The 25779-nt window shown below is 41.3% G+C and carries 26 protein-coding genes; 15 read left to right on the forward strand and 11 right to left on the reverse strand.

Going from position 1 to position 25779, the window contains the following annotated elements; genetic code table 11:
• Positions 1–36: 36 nt before the first annotated feature.
• Entirely contained in the window at positions 37–252 is a 216-nt protein-coding gene (locus tag B9T29_RS05790) for a hypothetical protein (protein ID WP_086175007.1), read from the forward strand.
• Between the two features lie 165 nt (positions 253–417).
• Here the strand turns inward: B9T29_RS05790 and B9T29_RS05795 are convergent, their stop codons facing one another.
• Positions 418–861, reverse strand: a complete 444-nt coding sequence (locus B9T29_RS05795) for a universal stress protein (protein ID WP_086175008.1) — start codon at positions 859–861, stop codon at positions 418–420.
• A gap of 135 nt (positions 862–996) precedes the next feature.
• Complete coding sequence (locus B9T29_RS05800) at positions 997–1440, reverse strand: universal stress protein (protein WP_086175009.1); 444 nt, start codon at positions 1438–1440, stop codon at positions 997–999.
• Between the two features lie 268 nt (positions 1441–1708).
• On the opposite strand from B9T29_RS05800, the gene B9T29_RS05805 reads away from it, so the two are divergent.
• From B9T29_RS05805 to B9T29_RS05815, 3 genes are all read left to right on the forward strand, one after another.
• Positions 1709–2710, forward strand: coding sequence for an alpha/beta hydrolase (locus B9T29_RS05805; protein ID WP_086175010.1), 1002 nt, complete (start codon positions 1709–1711; stop codon positions 2708–2710).
• Positions 2711–2797: 87 nt separating this feature from the next.
• Positions 2798–3145, forward strand: a complete 348-nt coding sequence (locus B9T29_RS05810) for a DMT family transporter (protein ID WP_086175011.1) — start codon at positions 2798–2800, stop codon at positions 3143–3145.
• Positions 3146–3715 (forward strand): TetR/AcrR family transcriptional regulator, encoded by a 570-nt coding sequence (locus B9T29_RS05815; protein ID WP_086175012.1) that lies wholly within the window; start codon positions 3146–3148, stop codon positions 3713–3715.
• Here B9T29_RS05815 and B9T29_RS05820 read toward each other — a convergent pair.
• From B9T29_RS05820 to B9T29_RS05835, 4 genes are all read right to left on the reverse strand, one after another.
• The gene (locus B9T29_RS05820; RefSeq protein WP_086175013.1) at positions 3712–4884 is read right to left on the reverse strand and encodes a benzoate/H(+) symporter BenE family transporter; all 1173 of its coding nucleotides are present in this window, start codon (positions 4882–4884) and stop codon (positions 3712–3714) included. The genes B9T29_RS05815 and B9T29_RS05820 overlap by 4 nt on opposite strands.
• 136 nt (positions 4885–5020) lie before the next feature.
• A complete protein-coding gene (gene leuE / locus B9T29_RS05825; protein ID WP_086175014.1) occupies positions 5021–5671 on the reverse strand; it encodes a leucine efflux protein LeuE in 651 nt (216 codons plus the stop codon).
• An 80-nt stretch (positions 5672–5751) separates the two neighbouring features.
• Complete coding sequence (gene tal / locus B9T29_RS05830; RefSeq protein ID WP_086175015.1) at positions 5752–6741, reverse strand: transaldolase; 990 nt, start codon at positions 6739–6741, stop codon at positions 5752–5754.
• A gap of 88 nt (positions 6742–6829) precedes the next feature.
• Complete coding sequence (locus B9T29_RS05835) at positions 6830–7720, reverse strand: LysR family transcriptional regulator (RefSeq protein ID WP_086175016.1); 891 nt, start codon at positions 7718–7720, stop codon at positions 6830–6832.
• A gap of 84 nt (positions 7721–7804) precedes the next feature.
• Between B9T29_RS05835 and aceI the strand changes: the two genes are divergently transcribed.
• Complete coding sequence (aceI, locus tag B9T29_RS05840) at positions 7805–8236, forward strand: chlorhexidine efflux PACE transporter AceI (RefSeq protein ID WP_086175017.1); 432 nt, start codon at positions 7805–7807, stop codon at positions 8234–8236.
• Positions 8237–8283: 47 nt separating this feature from the next.
• Here aceI and B9T29_RS05845 read toward each other — a convergent pair whose 3' ends face one another.
• Positions 8284–8832, reverse strand: coding sequence for a hypothetical protein (locus B9T29_RS05845; RefSeq protein ID WP_086175018.1), 549 nt, complete (start codon positions 8830–8832; stop codon positions 8284–8286).
• Positions 8833–8958: 126 nt separating this feature from the next.
• Entirely contained in the window at positions 8959–10476 is a 1518-nt protein-coding gene (locus B9T29_RS05850) for an acetyl-CoA C-acetyltransferase (protein WP_086175019.1), read from the reverse strand.
• A gap of 240 nt (positions 10477–10716) precedes the next feature.
• Here B9T29_RS05850 and B9T29_RS05855 point away from each other — a divergent pair, with 240 nt between their 5' ends.
• The 6 genes from B9T29_RS05855 to dnaX all read left to right on the forward strand — a co-directional run bounded on the left by B9T29_RS05855 (position 10717) and on the right by dnaX (position 18021).
• Positions 10717–12108 (forward strand): 3-oxoacyl-ACP reductase, encoded by a 1392-nt coding sequence (locus B9T29_RS05855; protein WP_086175020.1) that lies wholly within the window; start codon positions 10717–10719, stop codon positions 12106–12108.
• 179 nt (positions 12109–12287) lie between these two features.
• A complete protein-coding gene (locus B9T29_RS05860) occupies positions 12288–13142 on the forward strand; it encodes a MaoC family dehydratase (protein WP_086175021.1) in 855 nt (284 codons plus the stop codon).
• Between the two features lie 77 nt (positions 13143–13219).
• The gene (locus B9T29_RS05865; protein WP_086175022.1) at positions 13220–14494 is read left to right on the forward strand and encodes a serine hydrolase domain-containing protein; all 1275 of its coding nucleotides are present in this window, start codon (positions 13220–13222) and stop codon (positions 14492–14494) included.
• 76 nt (positions 14495–14570) lie between these two features.
• Positions 14571–15017 carry a copper resistance protein NlpE N-terminal domain-containing protein gene (locus B9T29_RS05870; protein ID WP_086175023.1) on the forward strand — a complete coding sequence of 149 codons (447 nt, stop codon included), beginning with the start codon at positions 14571–14573 and terminating at the stop codon, positions 15015–15017.
• Positions 15018–15086: 69 nt separating this feature from the next.
• Positions 15087–15815, forward strand: coding sequence for a hypothetical protein (locus tag B9T29_RS05875; protein ID WP_086175024.1), 729 nt, complete (start codon positions 15087–15089; stop codon positions 15813–15815).
• Positions 15816–15876: 61 nt separating this feature from the next.
• Complete coding sequence (gene dnaX / locus B9T29_RS05880) at positions 15877–18021, forward strand: DNA polymerase III subunit gamma/tau (RefSeq protein ID WP_086175025.1); 2145 nt, start codon at positions 15877–15879, stop codon at positions 18019–18021.
• Positions 18022–18023: 2 nt separating this feature from the next.
• Here the strand turns inward: dnaX and B9T29_RS05885 are convergent, their stop codons facing one another.
• Both B9T29_RS05885 and B9T29_RS05890 read right to left on the reverse strand, forming a co-directional pair.
• A complete protein-coding gene (locus B9T29_RS05885) occupies positions 18024–18461 on the reverse strand; it encodes an acyl-CoA thioesterase (protein WP_086175026.1) in 438 nt (145 codons plus the stop codon).
• A 182-nt stretch (positions 18462–18643) separates the two neighbouring features.
• Positions 18644–19804 (reverse strand): iron-containing alcohol dehydrogenase, encoded by a 1161-nt coding sequence (locus B9T29_RS05890; protein ID WP_086175027.1) that lies wholly within the window; start codon positions 19802–19804, stop codon positions 18644–18646.
• Positions 19805–19920: 116 nt separating this feature from the next.
• On the opposite strand from B9T29_RS05890, the gene B9T29_RS05895 reads away from it, so the two are divergent.
• The 4 genes from B9T29_RS05895 to B9T29_RS05910 are packed head-to-tail and all read left to right on the forward strand — an operon-like array spanning position 19921 to position 23682.
• Positions 19921–20457: a low molecular weight protein-tyrosine-phosphatase gene (locus tag B9T29_RS05895; protein ID WP_086175028.1), complete on the forward strand. Its 537-nt coding sequence runs from the start codon at positions 19921–19923 to the stop codon at positions 20455–20457.
• A gap of 12 nt (positions 20458–20469) precedes the next feature.
• A complete protein-coding gene (gene murB / locus B9T29_RS05900) occupies positions 20470–21504 on the forward strand; it encodes a UDP-N-acetylmuramate dehydrogenase (RefSeq protein ID WP_086175029.1) in 1035 nt (344 codons plus the stop codon).
• 7 nt (positions 21505–21511) lie between these two features.
• The gene (locus B9T29_RS05905; protein ID WP_086175030.1) at positions 21512–22639 is read left to right on the forward strand and encodes a YdcF family protein; all 1128 of its coding nucleotides are present in this window, start codon (positions 21512–21514) and stop codon (positions 22637–22639) included.
• On the forward strand, positions 22639–23682 hold the full coding sequence (locus tag B9T29_RS05910) for an alpha/beta hydrolase (protein WP_086175031.1): 1044 nt from the start codon (positions 22639–22641) through the stop codon (positions 23680–23682). The genes B9T29_RS05905 and B9T29_RS05910 overlap by 1 nt, the downstream gene beginning before the upstream one ends.
• Positions 23683–23768: 86 nt before the next feature.
• Here B9T29_RS05910 and B9T29_RS05915 read toward each other — a convergent pair whose 3' ends face one another.
• A complete protein-coding gene (locus tag B9T29_RS05915) occupies positions 23769–25439 on the reverse strand; it encodes an FMN-binding glutamate synthase family protein (RefSeq protein WP_086175165.1) in 1671 nt (556 codons plus the stop codon).
• Positions 25440–25779: the final 340 nt, after the last annotated feature.

Raw genomic sequence — 25779 nt, forward strand, 5'->3', positions numbered from 1 at the left:
AGCCTGTGATTTTACTAAGTAGACTGGAGATTGGTTTTGTTAGTTAAAATTGAAGATGGTTTTTACCTAAATACTCAGCATATTATTGCAATTCGGGTTTCGAAAAATGCCACTGATGGTAATTTTGTTGTGGCGATTGAATATACGCCCAATAATATTCAATCCATGGGAAGCTATGAGAAAGCTTTTAACAGCAAACTTGAAGCGGAAATTTTCCTGCAAACCTTACATCAGCATATTTCTAAAGTATAAACAGGTGTTCAGGCCAAGATAAAATGTTCAGCCAGGATGGTTTTGGCTTCGCAGGGCTAAGAGATATTTCCCGTGCCTGGGATCAAGTGCGTGATTGGCATGATGAACAGATGGCCGATATCTGTATATAAAAAAAGTCCCTGTACTACAGGGACTTTTTTTTGCTTAGACTTTCATAATCAATACGGGAATTGGAGACTGGGTCAAGACTTCTTGTGCCACACTGCCTAACATCAATTTTTTAAATCCGGTACGACCATGAGAGCCCATAATAATTAAATCAGCGCCCACTTCATCAGCTATTTGCATAATACCTTCAGCAGGTGATACCCCGCGAACAATTTTGGTGTCTACGGCAATTCCATCACGAATGAAAGATTGTTTGATTTCCGCCAAGCGCAACTGCGCATTTTTTTCAGCTTCAATAAAGTAATCGGTAATTGCAGGTGCGACCTTATAAAAATCTACACCGACAAAGGGATCAACAGCAATTACGCTGGTAATGGTGACTTGGCAATTTAAAGGTTTGGCCAAGGCTAATGCTTGTTCAACAGCTGCATAAGAAATAGGGGATTCATCTACTGGAACCAAAATATGTTTATAAGACATGAAATTTCCTTATGAATATTGCTGAATGGATAAGAGTTATGATGATTTATAGCCAGTTATGATGACCATCTGGTGAAACGCCGGAATCGATAAAATGAGCCTTGCATTGATTGAAAGGCTCATTTTTTGAAATACTTATTCTTTTACCACTAAAACAGGAAGCAGGGTGCCTTTTAAAACATCCTGAGCAAAGCTGCCCAGTAAGAATTTTTGAAAACCTTTACGCCCATGAGAACCCATCACAATCAGGTCGGTTTTCAATTTTTCCGCAGTTTCAATAATACCTTCTTCGGAGATATTGCCTTTAATGATTTGAGGCGTTGCAATGACCCCATTCTCAGCAGCAATCGCTTTGGCTTTTTCTAATGCCTTTTCGGCATTGGCATAAGCCTCAACAAAATATTCTTTCATGATTGGAGATGGGTAATAGAAATCTGCTTCAGAAAATGGATCTTCAGTGACCAGGCTGATCAATGTTAATTGGCTAGAAAATGCCTTAGCAATTTGAGCTGCATTTTTAACTGCAGAGAAAGAAATTTCTGAGCCGTCAACTGGGACTAGAATATTTTGATAAGACATAAGAATGATTCCTTAGCGTTTATTGTGTAGCTATTGTTTATACATAGCACATTGTGTTGAATTGATCAATTTAGTCTGTGGAAATTGTTTTAAAATTCATTAAATTATATACAAATCATAAATATAAGTGTATTCAATTTTGTATTGAAAAATCGAGTGTAAAGCTCAATATTCGAGCCAGTATTTCTAAATGTTTAAACCGCGATTAAAATGCGTAAAATATGATTACTCCTCTCAAAATTGTGGAGAGTAAGTTAATAGGTCAAATGTGTATTCAAAATTTTTTAGTCTAAGCTTATGTTTAATTGCCGCACTGTCTAGTAGTGGTTGCCAGAATGTGCAAAGTAGCAGCAAGGCTATTGCCGGCGTATTTAATGCCTCGACTAATATTCAAAAAAAGTTTATAGATCGGCATGCTCCAGAAGTGTTAGTTCAAACCAACATTGCCTATTTTCAAAATCCGGCGCTGCATCTGGATATTTACCAACCTTCTGATATTGTAGCGTTGGGAATGCGGCCGACTGTAGTGTGGATTCATGGTGGTGGCTGGATTTCAGGCTCTAAAGAGCACGCTCGTGGCTACTTTAAACGTTTGGCTGATCAAGGCTATAACGTGGTTTCAGTCGAATACCAATTTGCTCCGCAAACGATTTATCCTGAGCAGCTGCTGCAAATTAATCAGGCGCTCAAATTCATTAGTGATCATGCTGATGCTTATCATATTAATCCCCAACACATGTATCTGGCGGGCGACTCTGCAGGGGCCAATCTAGTCAGTCATTATGCAGCTTTAATCAGTAATCCAGATTTTGCCCGGCAGTCTGCTATTAAGCCGTTAATCCAACGTGAACAGATTAAAGGTTTGATCCTGCATTGTGGTATTTATGACCTGAATGCCTTTATTCATACTGCTCCGGATGAAGTGAAACTCATCGAATGGGGTGTATTTAATCTGGTTCAGGCTTATACCGGAAATAAAAAAGATGATGCCGAGTTTTTAAAAACGATTTCTCCCATTCAATATTTAACAGCGAGTTACCCGCCGGTATTTATTAGTGGAGGCAATAAAGACTTTTTAACTCAGACCCAATCGGTACCTTTTGTAAATGCTTTGCATCGCCAGAAAATACCGGTAACCGAAGTATTTTATCCTGAATCTAAAGAGTTTCTCGTTCATGAGTATCAGTTTATGATGAGTAAAAAAGCCAGCCAACTGACATTTCAGCAAACCATTCAATTTATTCAAAAATATAGTCCTGAAAGGTTTTAGAAAGACTTAGAAAATGAAAATAGGCTTGCAGAAAAAATTCTAAAAACATAACATACCTACCGTTAGGTATGTTTTTGGATTTAAGAGATGAATTCGATATTATTTGCTTATGGGCTGCTGGCATGTGCCATTATTTCTGAAGTCATTGGTTCAACATTTCTGGTGAAGTCTGAAGGTTTTACCAAATTATTGCCTTCGCTGGTGGTCGTGGTTTTATTTTCATTGGCTTTTTATTTATTGTCACAGGTGATTAAAGTCATTCCACTGGGTATTGCTTATGCAATTTGGGCTGGGGTGGGGATTGTGCTCACCGCATTAATTGGCTACTTTATCTTTCGCCAAAGTTTAGATCTGCCTGCCATGCTTGGGATCGCCTTGATTGTTTCAGGTGTCGTGGTGATTAATCTTTTTTCTAATTCTACGGGACATTCGTGAATGCTCGACAATCCACATCAGCGTAAAAAAGAACCCCAAGTTATCCGTCAGGCAATTCTGCAACATGCGATTGCTTTGGCAGCAGAAAAAGGAGTAAACGGGGTGTCTATACAGGCCGTTGCGGATCTGGTTGGCATCACCAAAGGCGGCGTGTTTCATCATTTTCCCAGTAAGCAAAAATTACTTGAGTCGATGGTGGTCTCGCTTTTGCAACAATTGGATGTGGTGATTGATCAGCTTATCGCTCAAGATGATCAACCCTATGGCAGTTTTACCCGTGCTTATATTGAAGTGACATTGGAAAAACAGGTCTTGGGTTTGGAGCATTCTTGGTCTGCCATTTCTATGACCATGCTCACAGATAAAACCTTTAATGAATATTGGATTCAATGGCTGAATGAACGTCTAATTAAGCATCATCAGACCGAGTCAGATATTGAACTGAAAATTTTACGTTACGCGGCAGATGGCATTTGGCTAACTGCATTCACTGAAGTGGAAGATGAAGCTGAAACGCAGCGACTTAAAGCAGAGTTAATCGCCCGAAGTTATCGGGCGAAGCTGGATTAAGATTTATTTTTAAACTTGAAAATGAAGTGAACAACAAGTCCAAATAATAGTCCCCAAAAAGCTGAACCAATACCGAAAAACTGAATACCGGAAGCACTAAATAAAAAGGTCAGTAGGGCAGCTTCTCGTTCAGCAGCCTGATGAAAGGCTAGCGCGATGTTATGACCAATGGTGCCTAACAGCGCAATACCCGCCAAAGCAGTAATAAATACGCCAGGGAAAGACATTAAAATACTGGTTAGTGTCGCGGCAAACAAACCCATCAAGATATAAAAGAAGCCGCAGCTTATACCGGCAATATAACGCTTTTTAGTGTCAGGATGTGCCTGATCATCCAGGCTAATTGCAGCACTGATTGCGGCAATATTTACGGAAAAACATCCAAACGGTGCCAAAATACTTTGCGCCGTACCTGTCCAGCCAATCAGCTGGTTCACATTTGGTTCATAACCATAGCTTTTGATCATGGCAAGACCGGGCAAATATTGGGATGCCATGTTAATGACAAACAATGGGAGAGCCAAACCGAAAATGGCCGACCAGCTAAATTCAGGCGCCATCCATACTGGTTGAGCCAGACTGAACTGAATGGTTGAGGCATGAAACTGTAAAAACAGAGGACACAGTGCAACGCCGACAATCACAGTGATGACAATGCTATAACGTGGAGACAGTCGTTTAGACAGAATATAGACAGCCAATAATGACAGGATAAACTCCCAGTCATTTTGCATGCTGGCAAACAGTGCAATACCAAATTTCAGCAACACACCTGCGAGCATGGCACTGGTTAAACCTTGCGGAATATAAGTTAAAACTTTCTGAAAAATACCGGAAAAACCTAAAATCGCTGTCAGCAATCCACAAACTAAAAATGCCCCAATCGCCTCATAGAGACTATAACCATTGGCTGTGGCCAGAATTAAGGCCAGCCCTGCGGTTGACCATGAGGTCGCAACTGGATATTTAAACTTCCAAGACAGGATTAAACCGCTTAAACCAATGCCCAAACCCAGTGCCCAGAACCAGGAGGTGATTTGTGCTGTAGAAGCCCCCAAAAGCTGAGCAGATTGAATCACCAATACAGAGGAAACACTGATACCGACAAGGAAAGTAATAAATCCTGCAAATACAGCAGGAATGGAAAAGTCTTGGAGAAATTTTTGCATAAATCCTTTGCAATAGTGATCTTATAATAGTGGAAAAGCGTACTAATCATACGCTTTTCATTTTCAAGCGGAAAGACATCATTGCTCTAATTTATAGGCTATTGATAAGTTTAATTTGCTTTGACGCACCCAAAAACTACAAGGTGGAAGTCGCAAGTTTAAGTCCAAAACCACAAAATAACAGACCCACAGCCGCTACACATGAGGCTGTCACTTTATAACGGGCAGTAAAATAAGACGCCAGTTTTACACCAGAAAAAATTAGAACGGTTAAATAACTCATGCTAATAATCTGTAACACCACTGCAAGTGCAGTAAAGGTAATTGCCGGATAGGGATAAGCTGGATCGACAAACTGCACAAAAAAGGACAAATAAAACAAAATGGCTTTGGGGTTTAAAATACTAATGGTTAATGCGGTTTTAAACGGATGCAACTGTTCAATATTTTTTTCTATTGTGGTTATTTGAGCACTTGAAGGCAGGGCATTCCAGCTGTGATAGGCCGCTATCAGTAATTTTATACCTAAATAACTTAAGTAAATTGCACCAATAATTTTCAGTAAGGTAAACAACCAGAGAAAAGCATGCAGTAATGAGGCTGCACCCAATGCCGTCAGTAGAATTAAAATCAGGTCGCCGGTATAGACACCGAAAGCACTTTTATAACCGGCTTTTATCCCAAAGCGCGAAGCGATGGACATCACATAGAGTGAATTTGGACCGGGTAATAATACGATTAAGGTGGTACCAATAATATAGGTGCTGAGATCGGTTATGCCGAACAAAATAAACTCTCAAATCATAAAAAAGCCGACCTGTTCACTATAACAAAATCGGCTTTTTTTATGGGGGAGATTTGAGTCAATTAAGCTTTAATTTCAGCATCTAAGCCAAAAGACTGGCGCAATAAAGTACTTAACTGGTCACGTGCTTTAATAAATCCGTCAATTCCGCTTTGTAAAAGCTGCGAAGCCATTAAGTCGTGTTCAATCTGAGCTTTAAAGGCTTCTTTAGTTAAAGGCTCGACCTGATGCTGACAATGTGCTTGAGCATGGTTGTTTGAAAGCTGAGCGACCACTTCACGCTGATCCTGTTCCAGTTCTGCCAAAAGGTTTGGAGAAACGGTGAGCAGGTCACAACCAGCCAGCCCAAGGACCTGATCGATACTGCGGAAACTTGCGCCCATTATTTCTGTTTTGATGCAGTTCTGTTTGTAGAAATGATAAATCTGTTTGACCGAAAGTACACCCGGATCTTTATCAATAGGATAATGATCGACATTTTCTGCTTTTTTGAACCAGTCAAGAATACGGCCGACAAATGGTGAAATGAGGGTGACGTTGGCATCAGCACAGGCTTGAGCCTGATGCAAGCCGAAGAGCAGGGTCAAGTTACAATGAATACCTTCCGCTTCTAATACTTTAGCTGCCTGAATGCCTTCCCAGGTGGAAGCAATTTTAATCAGGATACGGTTCTGATCGATACCATAAGTCTTATATAAATCCAGTAATTCTTTGGCTTTGGCAATAGTGGCTTCAGTATCATAAGAAAGTGCTGCATCCACTTCGGTGGAAACTCGTCCTTGAATCAGTTTTAAAATTTCCACACCAAACTTGACCGTGAGTATATCGATGGTACGTTCAACCAGAAGATCACCGCTATAGCCTTCTGATTTTGCCTGTTCAAAGGCAGCTTCAATTAGTTCCTTATTTTCAGGCTGATTCGCTGCAGCTGTAATCAGTGAAGGATTGGTTGTTGCATCAAGAGGGCGAAATTTTTCGATTGCGGAAAAGTCGCTACTGTCGGCAACAATGGTAGTAAGGTTTTTTAATTGATTTAAGGCTGATTGAGTCATTGTCGTCTAGTTCTTAAAGTTATTTCCCGTTTATTTGTTATATCACAATCTGCTTTTATCCAAAGTAAAAAGCGCGTATAAGCCCTGTCTATTTTGTGTTTTTTCTCGAATTTCGGATGTGATTAATCAAAAAATGAGCAGCTGCCCCCAGTTGGCTCTCACGACTCCAGACCAGATCGACAAAATATTCAAATTTAGGACTGAAATCCAGAAAGTTAAGTATTTTAAGTTGTTGTTGAATATGAGGATTCTGATTCAACATTTCTAAAGGTAAAACACCCCATCCCAGGCCTTGCTGGATCATGGCACAGGCCGATAAATGGTTATCTGTGCGCCAGTAGGTTTTTGAAAACAGCAATTCTGGCTTGATGCTGCGGTCACGACTTGCCACCACAATTTGCCGGCTTTGCAGAATTTGCTCATAGCTCACCTGCTCAAATGTGGCTAATGGGGAGTTGATCGCTGCAACAGGCACCAGTGCCTCACGTTTAAGTTCAACAAACTGTTCACGTGCTTCCAGCTGTTCCCTTTCAAACATAAGTGCCAATTGCGCCGTCTGGTTGAGCAGCATTTTTAATGCATCTTCCTGCGGAGCTGAAAAAATGTTGATTTGCAGTTCAGGAAACTGTTTTTCCAGCAATGAAATATAGTCAATCCACTTGGTGTGCAGCAGTTCAGAGACCACCACAATATTTAAAGCAGATTCCAGACCTTGACTCAGGGCAAAAGCCTGCTGTTTCCACTGGTTGATTTCAATAAGTAACTGTGCGGTTTTTTCGTATAGCGTCAGGGCTTGAGGAGTAGGTACTGGCTCACGGCCAACACGGGTGAATAGCGATAAATTGAGATCAATTTCCAGATTGGCAATCGACATGCTGACTGACGAAGGAACCTTACCCAGCTTTCTAGCTGCAGCAGAAAATGAGCCGCTTTCAATCACGGTTTTAAAAATGATCAGTTGTTCTTGGTTAATATTCATCTATCAAAACTTTTGAAAGAATCTAATTCGATTAATCAATATTATCAAAATAAAATACCTTCATCCAAGTGAAAGAGTTTTAAAATGTTGATTTCCAAAAGAAGGATGATTCATGCATTGAGCTATGAGACGATCCTGCTGGTGATCATTGCGATTGCGTTAAGCTTTATTTTTGATATGCCTATGCAAGTGACGGGTACGCTAGGTATTGCCATGGCCGTGACTTCAGTGATTTGGAATATGACTTTCAATCATTTTTTTGAAAAGTTTGAAGCCAAACGCAAACTGAAAAGAACGGTCGGTGTGCGTATTTTACATGCGATTGGTTTTGAAGGTGGCTTGATGCTGGCAACCATTCCCATGGTGGCTTATGCACTGGAAATGCCAATCTGGCAGGCCATTTTGACTGATCTCGGCATGACCCTGTGTATTCTGGTGTACACCTTTATTTTCCAATGGTGTTATGACCATATTGAAGCTTCGATGGGTTATCAACCTGAATATCGTCAAAGTTAATGCGATTAACTCAATAAATAAAAAAGCCAAACTAAGTTATGGCTTTTTTATTTCATTTTGCGACCCTGCAATGCATTAAACAGCATCAGGGTCAAAAAGATGATCAGTGAATATTGCAAGAAGGAAAAAATTAAACTGAGATATTTAGGCGCATGATAGAGCAGATAAGCCATTAAATAGCCTTTACTATTCCGGGCTGGTAAATCATTTGAGATAAAAAACCAATTTAGGTTTAAGAACAGCACGATGAAAATAAAAAAGATAATCCAGAGTGGCTTATACATACTTTGTTGCTTAGGTGGGAGCGCACGAATGTGTTGTTTTAATTGTTGCTTGGTTGCAGCATCTAGACCAATAAAAAAGTAACTATAGGCAATAATTAAACTGGTGATCCAGGTACACAAAGCAAAGAAATCATTCAAGATTTTATGCGCTGTTGAAATGGTAGAAGCTTGGGTGGTAGGTAAAATACCGTAAAAAGAAAACTCAAAAGAAATCAGGATAAAGGCAATAATCAAGGGAACAATCAAAAAGTAATAGCATGGGGCAACGTTAGATAAAGAATCGAAGAAGAAAGCTGGCTTTTTATTATGCATGGCTGGTTAGAAACTATTTAAAGTGTCTGTTATTTTAGGATTTTTATTCAATTTTTAAAATATGAAATAAAAAATACCGCTTGCATAAACAAACGGTATTTTCATCGATCTGGTAAAGCAGCAAGATTATTTTTCAATAATTACTGTTACACCTTGACCACCAGCAGCACAGATCGAAACCAGAATACGACCTGAACCTTTCTGGTTAAGCAACTTGGCAGCAGTAGCGATCAGACGACCGCCAGTTGCTGCAAATGGGTGACCTGCTGCAAGTGATGAACCTTTAACGTTCAATTTGCTACGGTCAATTGAACCCAATGGAGCATCTAAGCCTAAACGCTCTTTACAGAATTTAGGATCTTCCCAAGCTTTCAATGTAGAAAGAACTTGTGATGCGAATGCTTCATGGATTTCATAGTAGTCAAAATCTTGAAGAGTAATACCAGCACGTTCAAGCATACGTGGAACGGCATAAGCAGGTGCCATCAACAAGCCTTCTTTTTTCTCTACAAAATCTACTGCAGCAGTTTCCTGGAAAGTCAGGTAAGCCAGAACTTCGTGGCCATTGGCTTTAGCCCACTCTTCAGAAGCTAAGAGTACACATGATGCACCATCAGTTAGCGGTGTAGAGTTACCCGCAGTCATGGTACGTGCATCGCCTTTACCAAATGCTGGTTTAAGTTTTGCAAGTTTTTCTGCAGAAGAATCTGCACGTAAGTTGTTGTCACGCTCTAAACCAAGGAATGGCGTGATCAGGTCATCGAAGAAACCTTCTTCGTATGCAGCCGCCATTTTTTGGTGAGATGACGCTGCAAGTTCGTCCTGTGCTTCACGAGAAATACCCCATTCAAGTGCAGTAATCGCCTGATGGTCACCCATAGAAAGACCGGTACGTGGCTCACCGTTTTTAGGGGCATCCATCAAGTCTTTAATATTAATTTTGGTTAATGCTTTTAAACGGTCTTTCGCGGTTTTCGCAATGTTCAGTTCAAGCAATGCCTTACGTAAGCCATCACCGAAAGAGATTGGCGCATCAGATGTGGTATCTACACCACCTGCAATACCCACTTCAATTTGACCCAGTGCAATTTTGTTGGCAATCAGGAATGCTGCTTGTAAACCGGTACCACAGGCCTGCTGAATATCGTAAGCAGGTGTTTCTGGAGCAAGTTCAGTATTTAACACGCACTCACGGGTCATGTTAAAGTCACGGCTGTGTTTTAAAACTGCACCGGCAACCACTTCGCCTAAACGTTGGCCTTGTAAATTGAAACGCTCAACCAGACCATTTAATGCTGCAGTAAACATATCGCTGTTAGACGCAGTAAAGTAAGCACCGTTAGAACGGGCAAAAGGAATGCGGTTACCACCGATAATAGCAACGCGGCGAACTGTGTTTTGGCTCATGGTTTTATCCTGTTGAACAGACGTTTGAGTTGTAGATTCAGGTTTTGTTGTAGCTGAAGCAGTAGTTTTACTACGTGGTGATGTGGAACGAGTGCGAGTCGTTTTCGTCGTAGTATTTGCAGGCGTGGTTGCCGCGCCAGAAGTTTTACTTGTACGAGAAGTACTTTTTGATGGTTTTGACACAGTTTCCATAGCAGAATTTTCGACTGCCGGATTTTCTTGAGTTGTTTTGCTCATCAGGCTTTTCCAAGCATTTTACAGTATTCTTGAGCAGTACATTAACACAATCTAAAAACAGCTGAATTGACTAAAATGACATTAGGCAAAGCATTCAGGTCAAGACATCCATGGTTTAACTCAAGTATGATTCTATGGAAACTGATGGATGTATTGAAATATAAGTGCCTGACATCATATTGAAGTTAAAAGGATATGTTCAAAACCATCAAAAATTAATTTGTAAGAGAGATAATAAACATGACTGATCAATACCAAACCTTTGCAAAATCTCCTATTGGTAAATTTGTCATCAAAAATTTGGGTTTGCCGTCCCCAATTTCTTTAGAGCGTTTTGAGTCAGCAACCCCAGTGGTGAAAGGGGCTGTGTTATTTGGTGCTGCACCAGCAAGTACATTATCGGGTGCAATTGCACAGGTTTTAGCTAATATTCATGCCAATAGCTACGCAGGCAACAACTCCGAATTACAGCAAGCTGCTGCAAAAACAGGTTTAAATCTGGGCGCTTTTCACCCGGGCGATAAAGAGTCTAAATTTAAAGTGGTCATTTTTGATGCTTCAGGTATTCAAAACTCAGAACAGCTGAAAGAACTTTATAATTTCTTTAACCCGATTGCGCGCCAAATTCAGACCTCAGGCCGTGTCGTCGTTGTCGGTATTACCCCTGAAACTGCAAAAACGGTAAAACAGGCCATTGCTCAACGTGCGCTTGAAGGTTTTGTGAAATCTGTGGGTAAAGAATTCAAGAAAGGTATTGCAGCACAACTTGTATATGTAGATGAAGGTGCAGAAGCCAACCTTGAATCTACAGTGCGTTTTGCATTATCTCCGCGTTCTGCTTATGTGTCTGGTCAAGTCATCCGCGTTTCTAAGGCAGATGTGGTAGATGTAGACTGGGCTAAACCACTTGCTGGCAAAACTGCCGTGGTAACAGGTGCAAGCCGTGGTATTGGCGAAGCGATTGCTCACGTACTTTCACGTGATGGTGCGCATGTAATTTGTCTGGACGTTCCACAACAGCAAGCTGATCTGGACCGTGTTGCGGGAGAGATCGGTGGTTCAACCTTAGCGATTGATATCACTGCTGCGGATGCTGGTGAGAAAATCAAGGCTGCTGCAGCTGCGCAAGGCGGTCTGGATATTATTGTGCATAACGCAGGGATTACCCGTGACAAAACTTTGGCCAATATGAAGCCTGAGCTTTGGGATTTGGTGATCAACATTAACTTGTCTGCAATTGAACGTGTGAATGATTACTTGCTCGAAAATGATGGCTTCAATGCCAATGGCCGTATTGTTTGCGTATCGTCAATTTCAGGTATTGCGGGTAACTTGGGTCAAACCAACTATGCCGCTTCTAAAGCAGGTGTGATTGGTGTAGTGAAATTCACAGCACCAGTTTTGAAAAATGGCATCACCATTAATGCTGTTGCACCGGGCTTCATTGAAACTCAAATGACAGCTGCAATTCCATTTGCCATCCGTGAAGCGGGTCGTCGCATGAACTCTATGAGTCAGGGCGGTTTACCTGTAGACGTTGCTGAAACGATTGCAATGTTTGCATCAACTGCATCTACAGGTTTAAATGGCAATGTGATTCGTGTGTGTGGTCAAAGCTTGTTAGGGGCTTAAGTAATTCTCTTAAAAAAGTTCCCTCTCCTTTAAGGAGAGGGTTAGGGAGAGGTAAAATTCTTTTAATTTTACATTGGCAGAAGTCTTACCCTCATCCCAACCTTCTCTTGCGCCATATATGGCACAAGAGAAGGAGCTTTCAATACAAATTGAAATAATAAAACTTCCAAAGGTTCAGTATGAATACTCGCCATTTTAGTCAACTTCCAAAACCTTATTTAGCTTATCCTAAAGTGATTCAAGGCTTGATTTTTAAAAAGCCGAAGGGTGAAAAAGTGCTGCCGCAAGTTGAATATGTGGTGGATTCATTCAAGGTCGATCAAAAGCATCTTAAAGCTTACAATGAAGTGTGCGGCTTCAAAAATAATGGTTATATTCCTGCCATTTATTTAGCGGTGCTGTCGCAAAGCCTGCAGATGCACATGATGACCACAGAGGCTTTCCCATTTGCAATTTTGGGTCTGGTGCATATTCGCAACCAGATTAAACAAAGCCGCAAAGTGGGTACCAATGAACAGTTAACTTTGTCTTGCAAGTTTGGTGAGTTGCAACCGCATGACAAGGGCGTGCAATTTGAGTTTATTACCATGGCGAAAGTCGGCAATGAAGTGGTGATGGAAGGGACAACTACCTATTTAGCCCGCCAAAAAACCGATACTAAAGCTGCGCCTAAACTAGTAGAAAACAAAACACCTGCTTATGAATTGAATGCAGAATGGAATGTGTCTGAAAATACCGGTCGTCGTTATGCTTTAACGTCTGGTGACTTTAACCTGATTCATATCCATGCCATTACGGCAAAAGCATTCGGTTTTAAACAGGCGATTGCGCATGGCATGTGGAGTAAGGCGAGAGCTCTTGCCAGCTTAACTTTACCGGATGCTTATGAAGCTGATGTCTGGTTTAAGCTCCCGATGTATCTCCCTTCAAAAGTGGAGTTCTTAACCGCTCAGGAAGGTAAAGATACCGAGTTTGTCATTCGAAGCAGTAAAAACAAAAAGCCGCATGTCGCGGGAAGTGTGAAAGCACTTTAAGACCAAAGCCTAAGTCACTGTTGATTTAGGCTTTTTTGTTTTAAGCTCATGGAAAATAGAGTTCTAGGGATGGAATGATGCAGCAACTAAAAGATTATCTTTTTGCCAATACTGCAAATTATCAAGGTCATGTCGATGAACGGTTTCTGGACCTTGCCAGACAGTTCAGTCGCATGCAGGATGCACGGACAGATTTAGGTGGCGCTGCCTTGGTGGTGTATTTTCAGGGACGTAAAGTTGTTGATATCTGGACAGGGAAAAAGTCTGAAACTGAAAGCTGGCAAGCAGATACCTTGTCGGTTTGCTATTCCACAGGCAAAGGGGTTTTATCTACCTTAGCGCATATTTTAGTGAGTGAAGGTTTTTTAGATTACAATATCCCCGTTGCACAGTATTGGCCTGAATTTGCGCAACAGGGTAAAGACAAAATTACCTTAAGGCATATGCTGAGTCATCAAAGTGGCCTATATGATATTCGTAATCAAATTGCCGATGCCTCGGAAATGGCTGACTGGCAGCATATGCTGGATGTTATTGCCAAAGCTAAACCGCGTTTTGAGATAGCTACAGATGCAGCTTATCAGCCCTTAACGTTTGGCTGGCAAGTGGGTGGGGTATTGGAAAAAGCTACAGGACAGTCATTAACGGCATTAATGCAACAATACCTGCTGCAACCTTTAGCCCTTAAAGATGCTTATTTGGGTGTGCCTCAAGATCAATTACCGCAAATTGCCCGTTTGCTGCCCAAGAAACAGCGTGAAGATTCTATTGCATCAGCCTCATCAGCGCATCATAAAAAAACTACGCAGCAGAAAGCACGCAAGGCATCTCCCTTAGATAAGCTGTTGGAACTTTCTGGACAAAACCCACAAGATTTTCAGGATGCCATGATTCCCAAAGGTATGAAAAATTTTAGCTTTTTTAGTGATGAAGGTTTGCAAGCGATTATCCCTGCTGCCAATGGAGTGTTTAGTGCAAACAGTCTGGCCAGAATTTATGCCATGCTTGCCAATGGTGGTGAGTGGCAAGGGCAGCAGTTGATACGCCCTGAAATCTTTAAGCAATTAAGCCAAATTCAGTATACCCGACGTGACCGGATTATGCCGTTGCCCATGCATTGGCGTTTGGGTTATCACCGGATTTTAACTTTAGGAAAATCATCCTCAGGTTTTGGCCATATGGGCTTTAATGGCTCTGGCGCATGGTGTGACCCTGAACGTGGTTTAAGTTTTGCCTATACCCATAATTTTGCCACCACTTCCATCACTGGCGATTACCGGCTTTGGGGCTTAACTCAGGAAACGCTACGCTGTGCTGATCAGGTCTTGGCGGGACATAAAGGCTGGTTTTAATTTGCAACATTTTGCGTGAGAAATTAACGGAAAAATGTGCTATTTTGCCTGCGATTTTAGCTGCTGTTGATGTTTTATGAAAAATGTGGTGTTGATTCCTTTGCTGGCAAGTGCTGCTTTATTGGGATGTCAGGATGCCAATCATTCGAATACTGCTCAGGCACAATCGGCAGCTCAATCAAAAGTTGCACCCTGGATCGGTCAATATGAGGGTACAACGCCGTGCATGGGCTGTTTATCCCGTTGCGAAGATTGTCCGGGCATGGCAGTCACTTTAGCCCTGCATGAAGATCAAACTTATACCTTAACCCGTGAAAGTTTAAGTGGTCATAATGAAATAGAAACCTTGCAGGGTAAGCTACGTTTTATGGATGATGCCAAGCAAAAAATTGAGCTGGTGAATGTGGCAACGCGTAATTTGCTCTATGTGGATTTGGAAAAGCAGTTGCTTGAAATTCGTGAAGACCAAAGCGGTAAAAGCTACCAGATGCAAAGTGATTTTCTTTTGGGAAAATTAATTTAATTTTTTTACTTATTGAAATATTAAAGATCCTTAGATATTTTGAAAAATAACGAATAAGTTCACAAGAATATGAAATTAAAGGAATCTAGTTTAACAGATTTTATTGCTGCTATTTCAGCAGTAGCTCTTGTTGTTACCATGGCTTCACAAACTTATTTTTACTATAGGTTAGATGCACTTTGGCTATTATCAATATTACCTCCATCTGTATTTTTTCTTGAAGTTATGAGAGTATTAGCACTTACAGTAATTTTAATTGCAGGAGCATTGGGGGCAGAAACAATTTATAAGTTTGTCATAAAAATTTGTATTAGAAAGAGAAAAATAATCTATAAAAACAATGAAAAAGAAATAAAGATTCTACTAGATAAAAAAAGGAAGTCCTTTGTTCTTGGCTATACAATTTTTTCCATACTCTTACTTTATTTTATATTGATAGGTCTTAGAAAATTCGGTTTTCTAATTACATCACAAGTAATGTTTTGGACAGCTTTTACTTGGGGATCACTTTTGAAAACTGTAGCTAGCAGAGAATTAGATAATGTATCCAGAAGAATTAGTCTTATTTTTGTTCTTATATGTGCAACAGCTTTAAATGCAGAAATTAAAATTGCTTATATAAATAATGCTCCTGTTATTCTTATAAAAGGGGAAAATGAAGTGAAAAGTGAATTAAAATTACTAGATATGTATCAGGATAAAGTAATAGTTTTTTATCGAAATAATTCTAAATATGAATTTAATGTTTTGCAAAGTGATCAAATCGAAAAGATTGTTGGATCTGCTTCTGTAAATTAATCCTATCCATTCACTCTTAGCTAAAAAAACAGTATGCTTAGACCTGTAAAAAGGAGCATACATGTATCAAGTACTTGCACGAAAATACCGTCCACGTAATTTTAATGAATTGGTGGGACAAAACCATGTGTCACGCGCACTGACGAGTGCCTTGGAACGTGGTCGGTTACATCATGCGTATTTGTTTACCGGGACTCGCGGGGTAGGTAAAACCACCATTGCACGTATTTTGGCGAAATGCCTCAACTGCGAAACTGGCGTTACATCAACACCTTGTGAAGTATGTCCAACCTGTAAGGCAGTCAATGAAGGCCGTTTTATCGACCTGATTGAAATTGATGCTGCATCACGTACTAAAGTTGAAGATACACGTGAATTGTTAGATAATGTTCCCTATGCACCCACACAAGGCCGGTTTAAGGTTTACCTGATCGATGAAGTGCATATGCTGTCTACGCATTCATTCAATGCCTTACTGAAAACATTAGAAGAACCACCAGAACATGTAAAATTCCTTTTTGCTACTACAGATCCGCAAAAGCTACCCATTACCGTCATTTCGCGCTGCTTGCAATTCACTTTACGTCCGCTTGCTGTAGATGAAATTACTACACATTTGACGGATATTCTGCAAAAAGAACAGATTCAGGCAGAACAGGATGCCATCTGGCAAATTGCCGAATCTGCTCAGGGTTCATTGCGTGACGCATTGTCATTAACCGATCAGGCGATTGCGTATGGTCAGGGTGAAATTCAGCATCAAGATGTTAAAGAGATGTTGGGTCTGATTGATCGTACCATCATTTATGATTTGATTCTGGCGATTCATCAGAACCAGAAAGCCCGTGTCAGTGAATTACTCATGCAATTCCGCCAGCAGGCTCTGGATGTATCTCTGGTTCTGGATCAGTTGATTTCGACCCTGCATGAACTGGCATTGTTGCAGTATCTGCCTGAACTGAGCTTGAAATATAGTGCTGAAATCAATCAAAAGATTATGCAGTTGTCTCAACGCATTTCAGCCCAAGATTTACAATTGTATTATCAGGTGGCGTGTAAAGGACGTGCTGACCTGCAACTGGCGGTCACTCAAGAGCAGGGTTTTGAAATGTGCGTGTTACGCTTGTTGGCGTTCCGTCCATTGCAGCCCAATGAAATTCCTGTATCACAAGCACCAGTCGTTACACAGGACGTTCATCCAGTCGTACAACAGCCGGTTGATTCGGAGATTTCACAGCAGCAATCATCGCAAAAGGTAGCTGTAGAGCCGATCACATCTGTTGAATCAGCAGCTGTATATGATGATTTCGATGATGGTCAGTATGATGATGACCCATTTAATGAGATTGCAACTCAATCTGTTTCTGTGGATGAACCGAGTTCTGATGACTTCTTAGATGCAGAACCAGAAACTGAATTTACTGAACCTGCGCAGCAAAATACAGTTGAAACGCCAGCTATAAATCCTGCAGCCGCTTCAGACCAGATTGTTTTTGATCCTGCTGCTGCTGATGTTTTATTTGGTATGGATGATGAGATTGCCGCAGAATCTGTGGTTGAAGCAAGTAGCGATGATTTTCTGTTTGATGAAATTGCACCTTTACCGACTGATGAAACTTTATCGATTGAATCTCAGACTGAAGTTCAGGCACAGGCTCAACATTCTATAGAAGAGGCAGCACAAGATTCATTATTTGATTTGGCTCCTGCAGCAATTCCTCATGTTGAAGTGAAGGTAGCAAAAGTCGTTCATAACGAAGCAGCTGCTGATACGACTGACTCGACATTAATGCCACAGGATATTCTACGATTAAAGCCTCAAGTGCTTGAAGGCGAATGGACAGTGGATAAATGGGAGTACTGGTTCCGTAATAGTGAATTATCACCGGCAGTTCAAGAGCTTGCTCAACAAGGGGTAATGACCGGACAAATTAACGGTGATTCAACCTTCCATATTCCAAAAAAATATGAAGCATTGTTGACGCAGTTGCAGCATGCCTTGGAACAGGCATTAAAAACCGAATGGTCGAGTACTCATTTTCAGGTTCATTATGCAGAAGTAGCAACCACCACGCCGTATAGCATGCAAACTGAGCGTAAAGAAAAAGCCTATGCACGCGCGGCAGAGCTACTACATGCAGAACCAGCGGTCAAAGAGCTACTGCAAAATTTTGAGGGTGAAATACAGAATATCCAGCTTAAATAAATTTATTTATTTACACTATATTGATACAGAGCATCCCGCATTTGAATTGGAATCGGGGTGCTTTTTCGTGTTTGGCGGTCGACAAAGACATGCACGAAATGACCCTGTGCAGAAGCCACCTCATGACCCTGTTTAAAAATCGCTAAATCATATTGTATGGATGAATTTCCCAGTTTCGAAATAGCTACGCCAACCTCAATGATTTCAGGATAAGACAGTTCCTGAAAAAAACTGCATGCCGAATCGACCACTAATCCAATCACGGGCGAATAGCGAATATCAAAGTCTGCCTTTTCAATCAGCAAGGCATTGGCAGCAGTGTCAAAATAACTGTAATAAGTCACATTGTTAACATGACCATAGATATCGTTATCCGACCATCGGGTTTGAATTGGTAAAAAATATGAAAAATCTGCACGTCGTTTAGGTATTTGTTTCATTTAATTTTATTGTTTGGGGTATGAGCATTTAGTTGTACTGCGAAAAATAAATCAATGCAACTGGGTTAAAACTAAGAATATTCATCGCAAGAATAATACCCTTAGTTTTTTGATTTTGAATCTGACTTTGAGATGATGCTACAAAAAGCAGTCAGCCTTAGTGTCAATAAAAGATTGAATCCTTATCCATAAATAGCCTGATAGATCTGTTGTGCATCCTGCTGAGATAATTCACGTGGATTGTTTTGTAAAAGACGGGTTTGTAACATCGCATCATTTGCCAGTTGCTCCAGCTTATTTTCAGGAATGTTTAGATCCTTCAGCTTTAAAACCAAACCGCTTTTATCTAAATGATTCTGCATATGATCAATAAATAAATCACATAAACCATCTGTACTGCCGGTACTTTTTGGATCTAGCCAGCACATCAGTTCAGCATAGAGTTGCTTTGCATTCGGCGCATTGAATTTTAAAACTTCAGTCAACACTAGGGCATTGCTATGGCCATGTGAAATATGGAAATGTCCACCCAAAGGATAAGCCAGCGCATGGACAGCTGCGACTGGTGCATTGGCAAAGGCCTGCCCAGCCAGCATGGAGCCGACCAGCATATTTTGCCGTGCTACCAAATTTTGTCCATCGGCGAGAACCAGACTTAAATTCTTATTGAGTAATCTTAAAGCCTGTTTGGCCAACATATCGGCATAAGGGTTCTTTTTGATTTTTGAGGTATAGGCTTCAATGGCATGTACCATCGCATCGATGCCAGTTGCGGCAGTAATATGGGTGGGCAGGTTTTGGGTAAAAGTGGCATCCAAAATGGCAACATCGGCAAATAAAACCGGCGAAACTATACCGGTTTTTGTGGTTTCACCGGTAGTGACAATCGAAATGGGAGTGACTTCGGAACCTGTACCTGCCGTGGTTGGAACTAAAAATAACGGTAATCGTGGATTTTTAGCATTATTGATACCGTATAAATCTTTCAACGTTTGCTGCTGTTCAGGATGGGCCAGAACTGCAATCACTTTTGCAACATCTAGGGAGCTTCCACCACCGAAACCTAAAACAATGTCCACTTTTTCATTTTTGGCGAATTGAACAGCATCTAACACGATGTGTTCGGGAGGATCGGCCTGAACGTTTGAATAAATAACATAGGGCAGCCGAATGGTTTCCAGAATTTCAATAATCGGCACATGCAGTTGCTGCTGAATCATACCGGCATCGGTGACCAGCAACAGTTTTTTATAAGCGTGTTGTTGAAGCAGCGACTTTAACTCATAGATCGAGCCGAGCCCTGAAATAATATTCGAGACAGTTTGAAATTGAAAATGGCTCATCTATTGCATCCTTTTTTATATCAAATTCAAGATTATTGTTTTAGTGTTCTATAGGATTCATCCTGTAAATAACTTAACATAAGACACCTGAAAATAAAGCGGTTATCGAGGTTGTTATGTCATCCCAAACGCCCTATAAGGTGTTATGTGTATGTTTAGGAAATATTTGTCGCTCTCCCACGGCAGAAGTGGTTCTTAGACATTATTGTGATAAACAGCAACTTAATATTGTGATCGACTCAGCCGGAACAAGTAATTACCATCCCGGAAAAGCACCGGATTTGCGTAGCCAGAAGTATGCCTTAAAGCGTGGATATGATTTGTCAGCTTTGCGTGCGCGCCAGTTAAGTACTCAAGATTTCATTGATTTTGATTTGATTCTGGCGATGGATCATGAAAATTTATTCAATATTCAAGCACTTTTAGCGCAAGCACAGGCAGAATACGCTGGCAGCCAAATTCGGGCAAAAATTGCATTGATGAGTGAATACGATCAAACTTATTTGAAACAGGCACTGCCGGATCCCTATTATGGTGGGGAGGATGGTTTTAAACGTGTACTCGATCAGTGTGAATCGAGCAGTTTGGCGTGGGTCAGTGTTTTTAAACAGCAATTTCAACAACAGTTCAAACAACAGATAGATGTGAAATAAAGGTTTAAGCACATGAATATTCAAACGCAAATTCAACTTAAGCCTTTTAATACCTTAAGTCTTGATGCAACAGCATCGCATTATGTGAAGGTTCAATCTACAGCTGAATTGGTGGATGCCTTACATTATGCCCAGCAACAACAGCTAAATGTCTTGATTTTGTCGGGTGGCAGCAACATGCTATTGCCGGAACGTATTCACGCGTTGGTCATCCATATGGATATTCAGGGCATTGAATATGTGACTGAAGATGAATACAGCAAGACCATACGCGTGGGTGCAGGTCAGGTCTGGCATGACTTCGTACTCTGGACTACAGAAAATCATTTATATGGCCTGCAAAATCTGGCACTTATTCCTGGCCTGGTGGGGGCATCTCCGGTACAGAATATTGGTGCCTATGGCGTGGAAGCGGGCGAGTTCATCGAGTCGGTTCAGGTTTATGACCGCCAGATGGAACAGTTCAACACCATCCTGGCTCAAGATTGTGATTTTTCCTATCGGCATAGTATTTTTAAAGACGATCCAAAGCGCTTTGTGATTACTCATGTGACTTTTAAATTGCTTAAGCAAGCCCATTTAATGTTGAATTATGGCGATCTCAAGCAAGCTGTAGGCGATGAACAAACTGCTGAAAACCTGCAAAAGCAAGTGATTCAAATACGTCAAACTAAGCTGCCAGATCCCAAAGAATATCCAAATGTGGGAAGTTTCTTTAAAAATCCGATCATTTCGGAACAACTTTTTGATCATTTAGCATTAAAATTTCCGAATTTGCCTCATTATCCTCAGGCCAAAGGTGGCGTTAAAATTGCAGCAGGTTGGTTAATTGATCAATCGGGCTGGAAAGGTAAAAAATTGGGTATGGTGGGGATGTTCCATAAACAAGCCCTGGTACTGGTGAATTATGATCAGGCTAATCTGGCGGATGTTCAAGCCACTTACCATGCTGTACAACATGATGTGCAGCAAAAATTTGATATTTTATTAGAACCTGAACCGGTACTGTTTGATGAAAGCGGTTTAATCCGTTCACACATGGAATAAGAGAAAGATGGCGAAATCACATTGGATGGTTCGACTGGTACAAACAGCTTCAGTGCTATTTGTATTGTCCGGCTGTTTCATGGTTTTGATTTATTCACCATTTTATTCGGGCTGGGTAGTGAAAGCCCTGAATAGTTTTGTTCCTGTAGAAGTGAATCAGGTGGCTGCGAAAAGCCAGCAAATGGCGGCATTAAGCGAGCATGACAGTTTGGAGCCAGGCTCCAAGTTATGGATTGCCCGTCAAGCCTATTTAAAGTTGATGGAAGAAGCGATTCAAAGCCATAACTCTCAGGATCTGACAGTGATTCAGGCACGCTATAAAGCCTTGCAGCAAATGATTGAGGATGAGCAACAGCAAGAAAATGATGATCAGGAAAAACCACAGATTCCACTCATTGCAAAACCCGCATCTGAAGCAGCTGAGTCAGAAGATCCCGCTCAAGCGGTGAAAGATTTATTGGACTTGAACAGTACGGAAAATAAAGCGTTGATGGAGAAATACGTAAAATTTCTTCGCACCCACAAAATTGAACAGGAACAAGTCGCTCAAGAACCTGTTGATGAAACCATTTATCAAGATATTGCATTAATTCATGAACAGAATGGGCAACCTCAGCCACAAAGTTCAAAACCTTATGCCATTGTGGTATTAGGTGGTGGACTAAAATTGGATAAAAATGGTAAGGATATTGTGGTGAATGAGTATACCCGTTTGCGCCTGGAAACGACTTTGGCCACAGAAAAACAATATCAACTCCCGATTGTACTCAGCGGTGTGGAAGCCCCATATATGCAGCGCTGGTTGAAAGAACATGATGTGGATGCCAAATTGCTGGAAGACCGCAGCATGAATACCTGTGAAAATTCGCGGTTTAGCTCATTGTTACTGCAAAAAAAGGGTGGCGCACCGCGGGTGATTCTGATTACCGACCGTTATCATATGCCGCGTACCCGCCGTTTATTTGCATTAAATGGTATTGAAACTGTACCGGTAGAGGCACCAATGCCTACACGTCTGACAAACTGGCGTCCAAGTGAACGAAATTATGATCATAGTCGCCGTGCCAATTATGAAATGCTAGCCACGATTCGCGATGTCTGGTTTGGTTCCAGTGATTGCCGAGAGGTACCTTAATGACCGATATCCCATTTTTGAATCCCACTATTTTAAAACAGCTGGATTTACCCGTTCCAAGTCGTGAAACCACACCGCAATTACTTGAAGTTTTAAATCTGAATAAACCGTATCAGCCTTCCGTAGAGATACAGGCTTACCGTAAATTATATGGTTTGCATTTACTGGATTGTGAGCATTGGCAAGGCTATGTGCTAATGCCTTTGTTTAAACTGCATGTACAGGTATTTCAGCCGAATCTGGAAAAAATTGCCTTGCCGAAAATACGCGGCACGGTATTTTTACTGCACGGCTATCTGGAACATAGCGGAATTTACCAGCCAATTATTCGCGAATTGCTGGAACAGGGTTTTAGCGTCATTACCTATGATTTACCTGGTCATGGTCTGAGTGATGGTTCGCCGGCAAATATCAAGAATTTTGACCATTATCAGCAGGTCTTACACGCTGTTTATCACTACATTAAAAATGCGGATCAATTACCCAAACCCTGGTTGGGCATTGGGCAGAGTACAGGTGGTGCCATCTGGATGCATCATTTGCTGGAATTTGCCCAGCGTCGGGAAAATCCCTATGTAGACCGTGTGTTATTGCTTTCACCACTGCTTCGACCAGCCAAGTCGGCTTGGTGGCATAACTCGGTGGGTCTGGGTATTATCCGACGCATTAAACGTCAGGTACCACGGCATTTTAGACGCAATAACCACAACCCGGAATTTCTGCGTTTTGTCCGTTTAAAAGATCCATTACAGCCGCGTATGATGGGGATGGACTGGATTTTAGCCATGTCGAAATGGATGCAGGAAATGGAAGCACGTCCTGCTTGCCGCATTCCAGTCTGGCTGGCACAAGGTGCACAGGATCAGACTGTAGACTGGCGTTATAACATTGAGTTTATTCGTCGCAAGTTCCGCTTGCAGACCTTATTGATGCTGGAAGAAGGTTCACATCAGTTGATTAATGAACGTGCTGATATTCGTGCCGCCTTAACCGGTTTGATTCCTGCTTTTTTACATGCCCAAAGCTCGTCTGGTTATTATTGATTTTCTTTGCATTACTACATAAAAGAGGCTCATATGGCTTCTTCGTTTATTTTTTAAATGAGTTTCACTGTGAATTTGAGCCGTGATTAAAATCTATCTGCATGGGCTAAATTCCAGATCCGATAATAGAAGTTTTCGGTATCTTCAGCTTTGCAGTTGAGTAATTCACCTTCTTTTAGCCAGAAGTGTAACTGGGCATAGTTCTTGATTTCCCGGTCATTAATGCGCTGGGCTAAATGATGTGGCTTGATATCCGCTGGATGCTTTAAGCCTGCCACTGCAATCATTTCGGATAAGGCACGCAGGGTATTTTTTTGAAAATTCAAAACACGCACTGCCTTGCTGGGAACATGCAGGGCTTTTTGCCGTTCCTGGTCCTGAGTGGTAACACCTACCGGGCATTGGTTGGTATGACAACTTTGCGCCTGAATACAACCTACGGCAAACATAAAGCCACGTGCCGAATTCACCCAGTCTGCGCCAATCGCCATAGTGCTGGAAATATCAAAAGCACTGATAATTTTGCCGCTAGCTCCTATCTTGATTTGATCTCTTAAACCTGCACCGACCAGGGTGTTATGTACAAACAGTAAACCTTCCCGTAAAGGTGTACCCACGTGGTCAATCAATTCAATCGGGGCAGCACCACTACCACCTTCAGAGCCATCTACTACAATAAAGTCCGGCACAATTTGAGTTTCAAGCATGGCTTTCACAATACTCATAAATTGCCAGGGCTGACCAATACAGAGTTTAAAACCTACCGGTTTACCGCCAGACAGTTCACGCAGTTGCTGGATGAAATGCATCATTTCAATCGGGGTGCTAAATGTAGAATGCTGGGCCGGAGAAACACAATCATGCTCCCGGCTGACTCCACGTATTTGGGCAATTTCTTCTGAAATTTTACTTTTAGGCAAAATTCCGCCATGACCCGGTTTTGCCCCCTGAGACAGCTTGATTTCAATCATTTTGATTTGCGGTAATCGGGCTTGCCGGGCAAATTTTTCTGAATCAAACTGACCCTCCAGGGTACGGCAGCCAAAGTAGGCACTACCCAGTTCCCAGACGATATCCCCGCCATTTTCCAGATGATAAGGACTGATGCTTCCTTCACCGGTATCATGGTAAAAATTGCCCATTTTCGCCCCCAGATTCAATGCTCGAATCGCATTGGCACTCAGGCTGCCGAAACTCAGGGCAGAGATATTCATAATCGAGGCGCTATAGGGTTGCCGACACTGATCATTGCCGATTTGAATACGGAAGCTTTCAGGATCGGCAGGTTTGCATGGCGTAATAGAATGGGTAATAAAGCGATAATCTTGCTGGTAGACATTGATAAGTGAACCAAAAGGTTTATCGGCATTTTTATTCTTGGCACGTTGATAAACCAGACTGCGTTGCATCCGTGAAAATGGCAGGGCATCCTGATCGTCTTCAATAAAATATTGCCGGATTTCAGGACGAAACTCTTCAAAAATAAAGCGGAAATGTCCAATGATGGGATAATTTTTCAGGATTGAATGTTGATTTTGCAAGATATCATATACGCCAACTAGGGTCAGGATGCCTGAAATTAGCCATAAAGAATTCAGAAAGGGATCTGAAAGAAAATAATGAATAGATTGAGGCTCATAGATAATTCGAAACCAGCTAATGGTTAAGGTAATAAAAATACAGCTAAACCAGACTGAGTATCGTGAGAAAAAAGTATTTAAAAGTCTATGTCTGACGGCTTGGGCTGGAACTGGCATTTTCATGTTTTCCATCGAATTCTGCATAACATGAATCTGCCTATTTTATATACACTGCACAAGTTCTGATTTGTAAAACCTAAGGAATAAGTAATGGTAAATCTCAGCTGTTAAGGTTGAGTACAGGCATTCTTGAATTTAATGAAAGTTGGACTGAACACTACAGATGAACGGTATATAAACACAGTGAAATAAAAATCCAGAATAAATGCTTAATAAAAAATCAGCTTAGCGCTTCTGATCTTATGCTTTCACAAAGCAGAGATTATGGACTACATTGGTTTTACGTTAGCAACAGAGGTAATGCCTATGACGATGAAATCAATTCGATATAACACGG

The organism is Acinetobacter sp. ANC 3903, from assembly GCF_002135315.1.
Classification (GTDB): Bacteria; Pseudomonadota; Gammaproteobacteria; order Pseudomonadales; family Moraxellaceae; genus Acinetobacter.

Excerpts from the sequence above, each read along its gene's own strand:
- dnaX (WP_086175025.1), top strand. The coding sequence starts at position 15,877 with ATGTATCAAGTACTTGCACGAAAATACCGTCCACGTAATTTTAATGAA.
- murB (WP_086175029.1), top strand. The coding sequence starts at position 20,470 with ATGAATATTCAAACGCAAATTCAACTTAAGCCTTTTAATACCTTAAGT.
- B9T29_RS05895 (WP_086175028.1), top strand. The coding sequence starts at position 19,921 with ATGTCATCCCAAACGCCCTATAAGGTGTTATGTGTATGTTTAGGAAAT.
- B9T29_RS05815 (WP_086175012.1), top strand. The coding sequence starts at position 3,146 with ATGCTCGACAATCCACATCAGCGTAAAAAAGAACCCCAAGTTATCCGT.
- B9T29_RS05820 (WP_086175013.1), bottom strand. The coding sequence starts at position 4,884 with ATGCAAAAATTTCTCCAAGACTTTTCCATTCCTGCTGTATTTGCAGGA.
- B9T29_RS05845 (WP_086175018.1), bottom strand. The coding sequence starts at position 8,832 with ATGCATAATAAAAAGCCAGCTTTCTTCTTCGATTCTTTATCTAACGTT.
- B9T29_RS05835 (WP_086175016.1), bottom strand. The coding sequence starts at position 7,720 with ATGAATATTAACCAAGAACAACTGATCATTTTTAAAACCGTGATTGAA.
- B9T29_RS05860 (WP_086175021.1), top strand. The coding sequence starts at position 12,288 with ATGAATACTCGCCATTTTAGTCAACTTCCAAAACCTTATTTAGCTTAT.
- B9T29_RS05855 (WP_086175020.1), top strand. The coding sequence starts at position 10,717 with ATGACTGATCAATACCAAACCTTTGCAAAATCTCCTATTGGTAAATTT.
- B9T29_RS05865 (WP_086175022.1), top strand. The coding sequence starts at position 13,220 with ATGCAGCAACTAAAAGATTATCTTTTTGCCAATACTGCAAATTATCAA.
- B9T29_RS05910 (WP_086175031.1), top strand. The coding sequence starts at position 22,639 with ATGACCGATATCCCATTTTTGAATCCCACTATTTTAAAACAGCTGGAT.
- B9T29_RS05875 (WP_086175024.1), top strand. The coding sequence starts at position 15,087 with ATGAAATTAAAGGAATCTAGTTTAACAGATTTTATTGCTGCTATTTCA.
- tal (WP_086175015.1), bottom strand. The coding sequence starts at position 6,741 with ATGACTCAATCAGCCTTAAATCAATTAAAAAACCTTACTACCATTGTT.
- B9T29_RS05800 (WP_086175009.1), bottom strand. The coding sequence starts at position 1,440 with ATGTCTTATCAAAATATTCTAGTCCCAGTTGACGGCTCAGAAATTTCT.
- B9T29_RS05905 (WP_086175030.1), top strand. The coding sequence starts at position 21,512 with ATGGCGAAATCACATTGGATGGTTCGACTGGTACAAACAGCTTCAGTG.
- aceI (WP_086175017.1), top strand. The coding sequence starts at position 7,805 with ATGTTGATTTCCAAAAGAAGGATGATTCATGCATTGAGCTATGAGACG.
- B9T29_RS05915 (WP_086175165.1), bottom strand. The coding sequence starts at position 25,439 with ATGCCAGTTCCAGCCCAAGCCGTCAGACATAGACTTTTAAATACTTTT.
- B9T29_RS05870 (WP_086175023.1), top strand. The coding sequence starts at position 14,571 with ATGAAAAATGTGGTGTTGATTCCTTTGCTGGCAAGTGCTGCTTTATTG.
- B9T29_RS05795 (WP_086175008.1), bottom strand. The coding sequence starts at position 861 with ATGTCTTATAAACATATTTTGGTTCCAGTAGATGAATCCCCTATTTCT.
- B9T29_RS05810 (WP_086175011.1), top strand. The coding sequence starts at position 2,798 with ATGAATTCGATATTATTTGCTTATGGGCTGCTGGCATGTGCCATTATT.
- B9T29_RS05850 (WP_086175019.1), bottom strand. The coding sequence starts at position 10,476 with ATGAGCAAAACAACTCAAGAAAATCCGGCAGTCGAAAATTCTGCTATG.
- B9T29_RS05885 (WP_086175026.1), bottom strand. The coding sequence starts at position 18,461 with ATGAAACAAATACCTAAACGACGTGCAGATTTTTCATATTTTTTACCA.
- B9T29_RS05890 (WP_086175027.1), bottom strand. The coding sequence starts at position 19,804 with ATGAGCCATTTTCAATTTCAAACTGTCTCGAATATTATTTCAGGGCTC.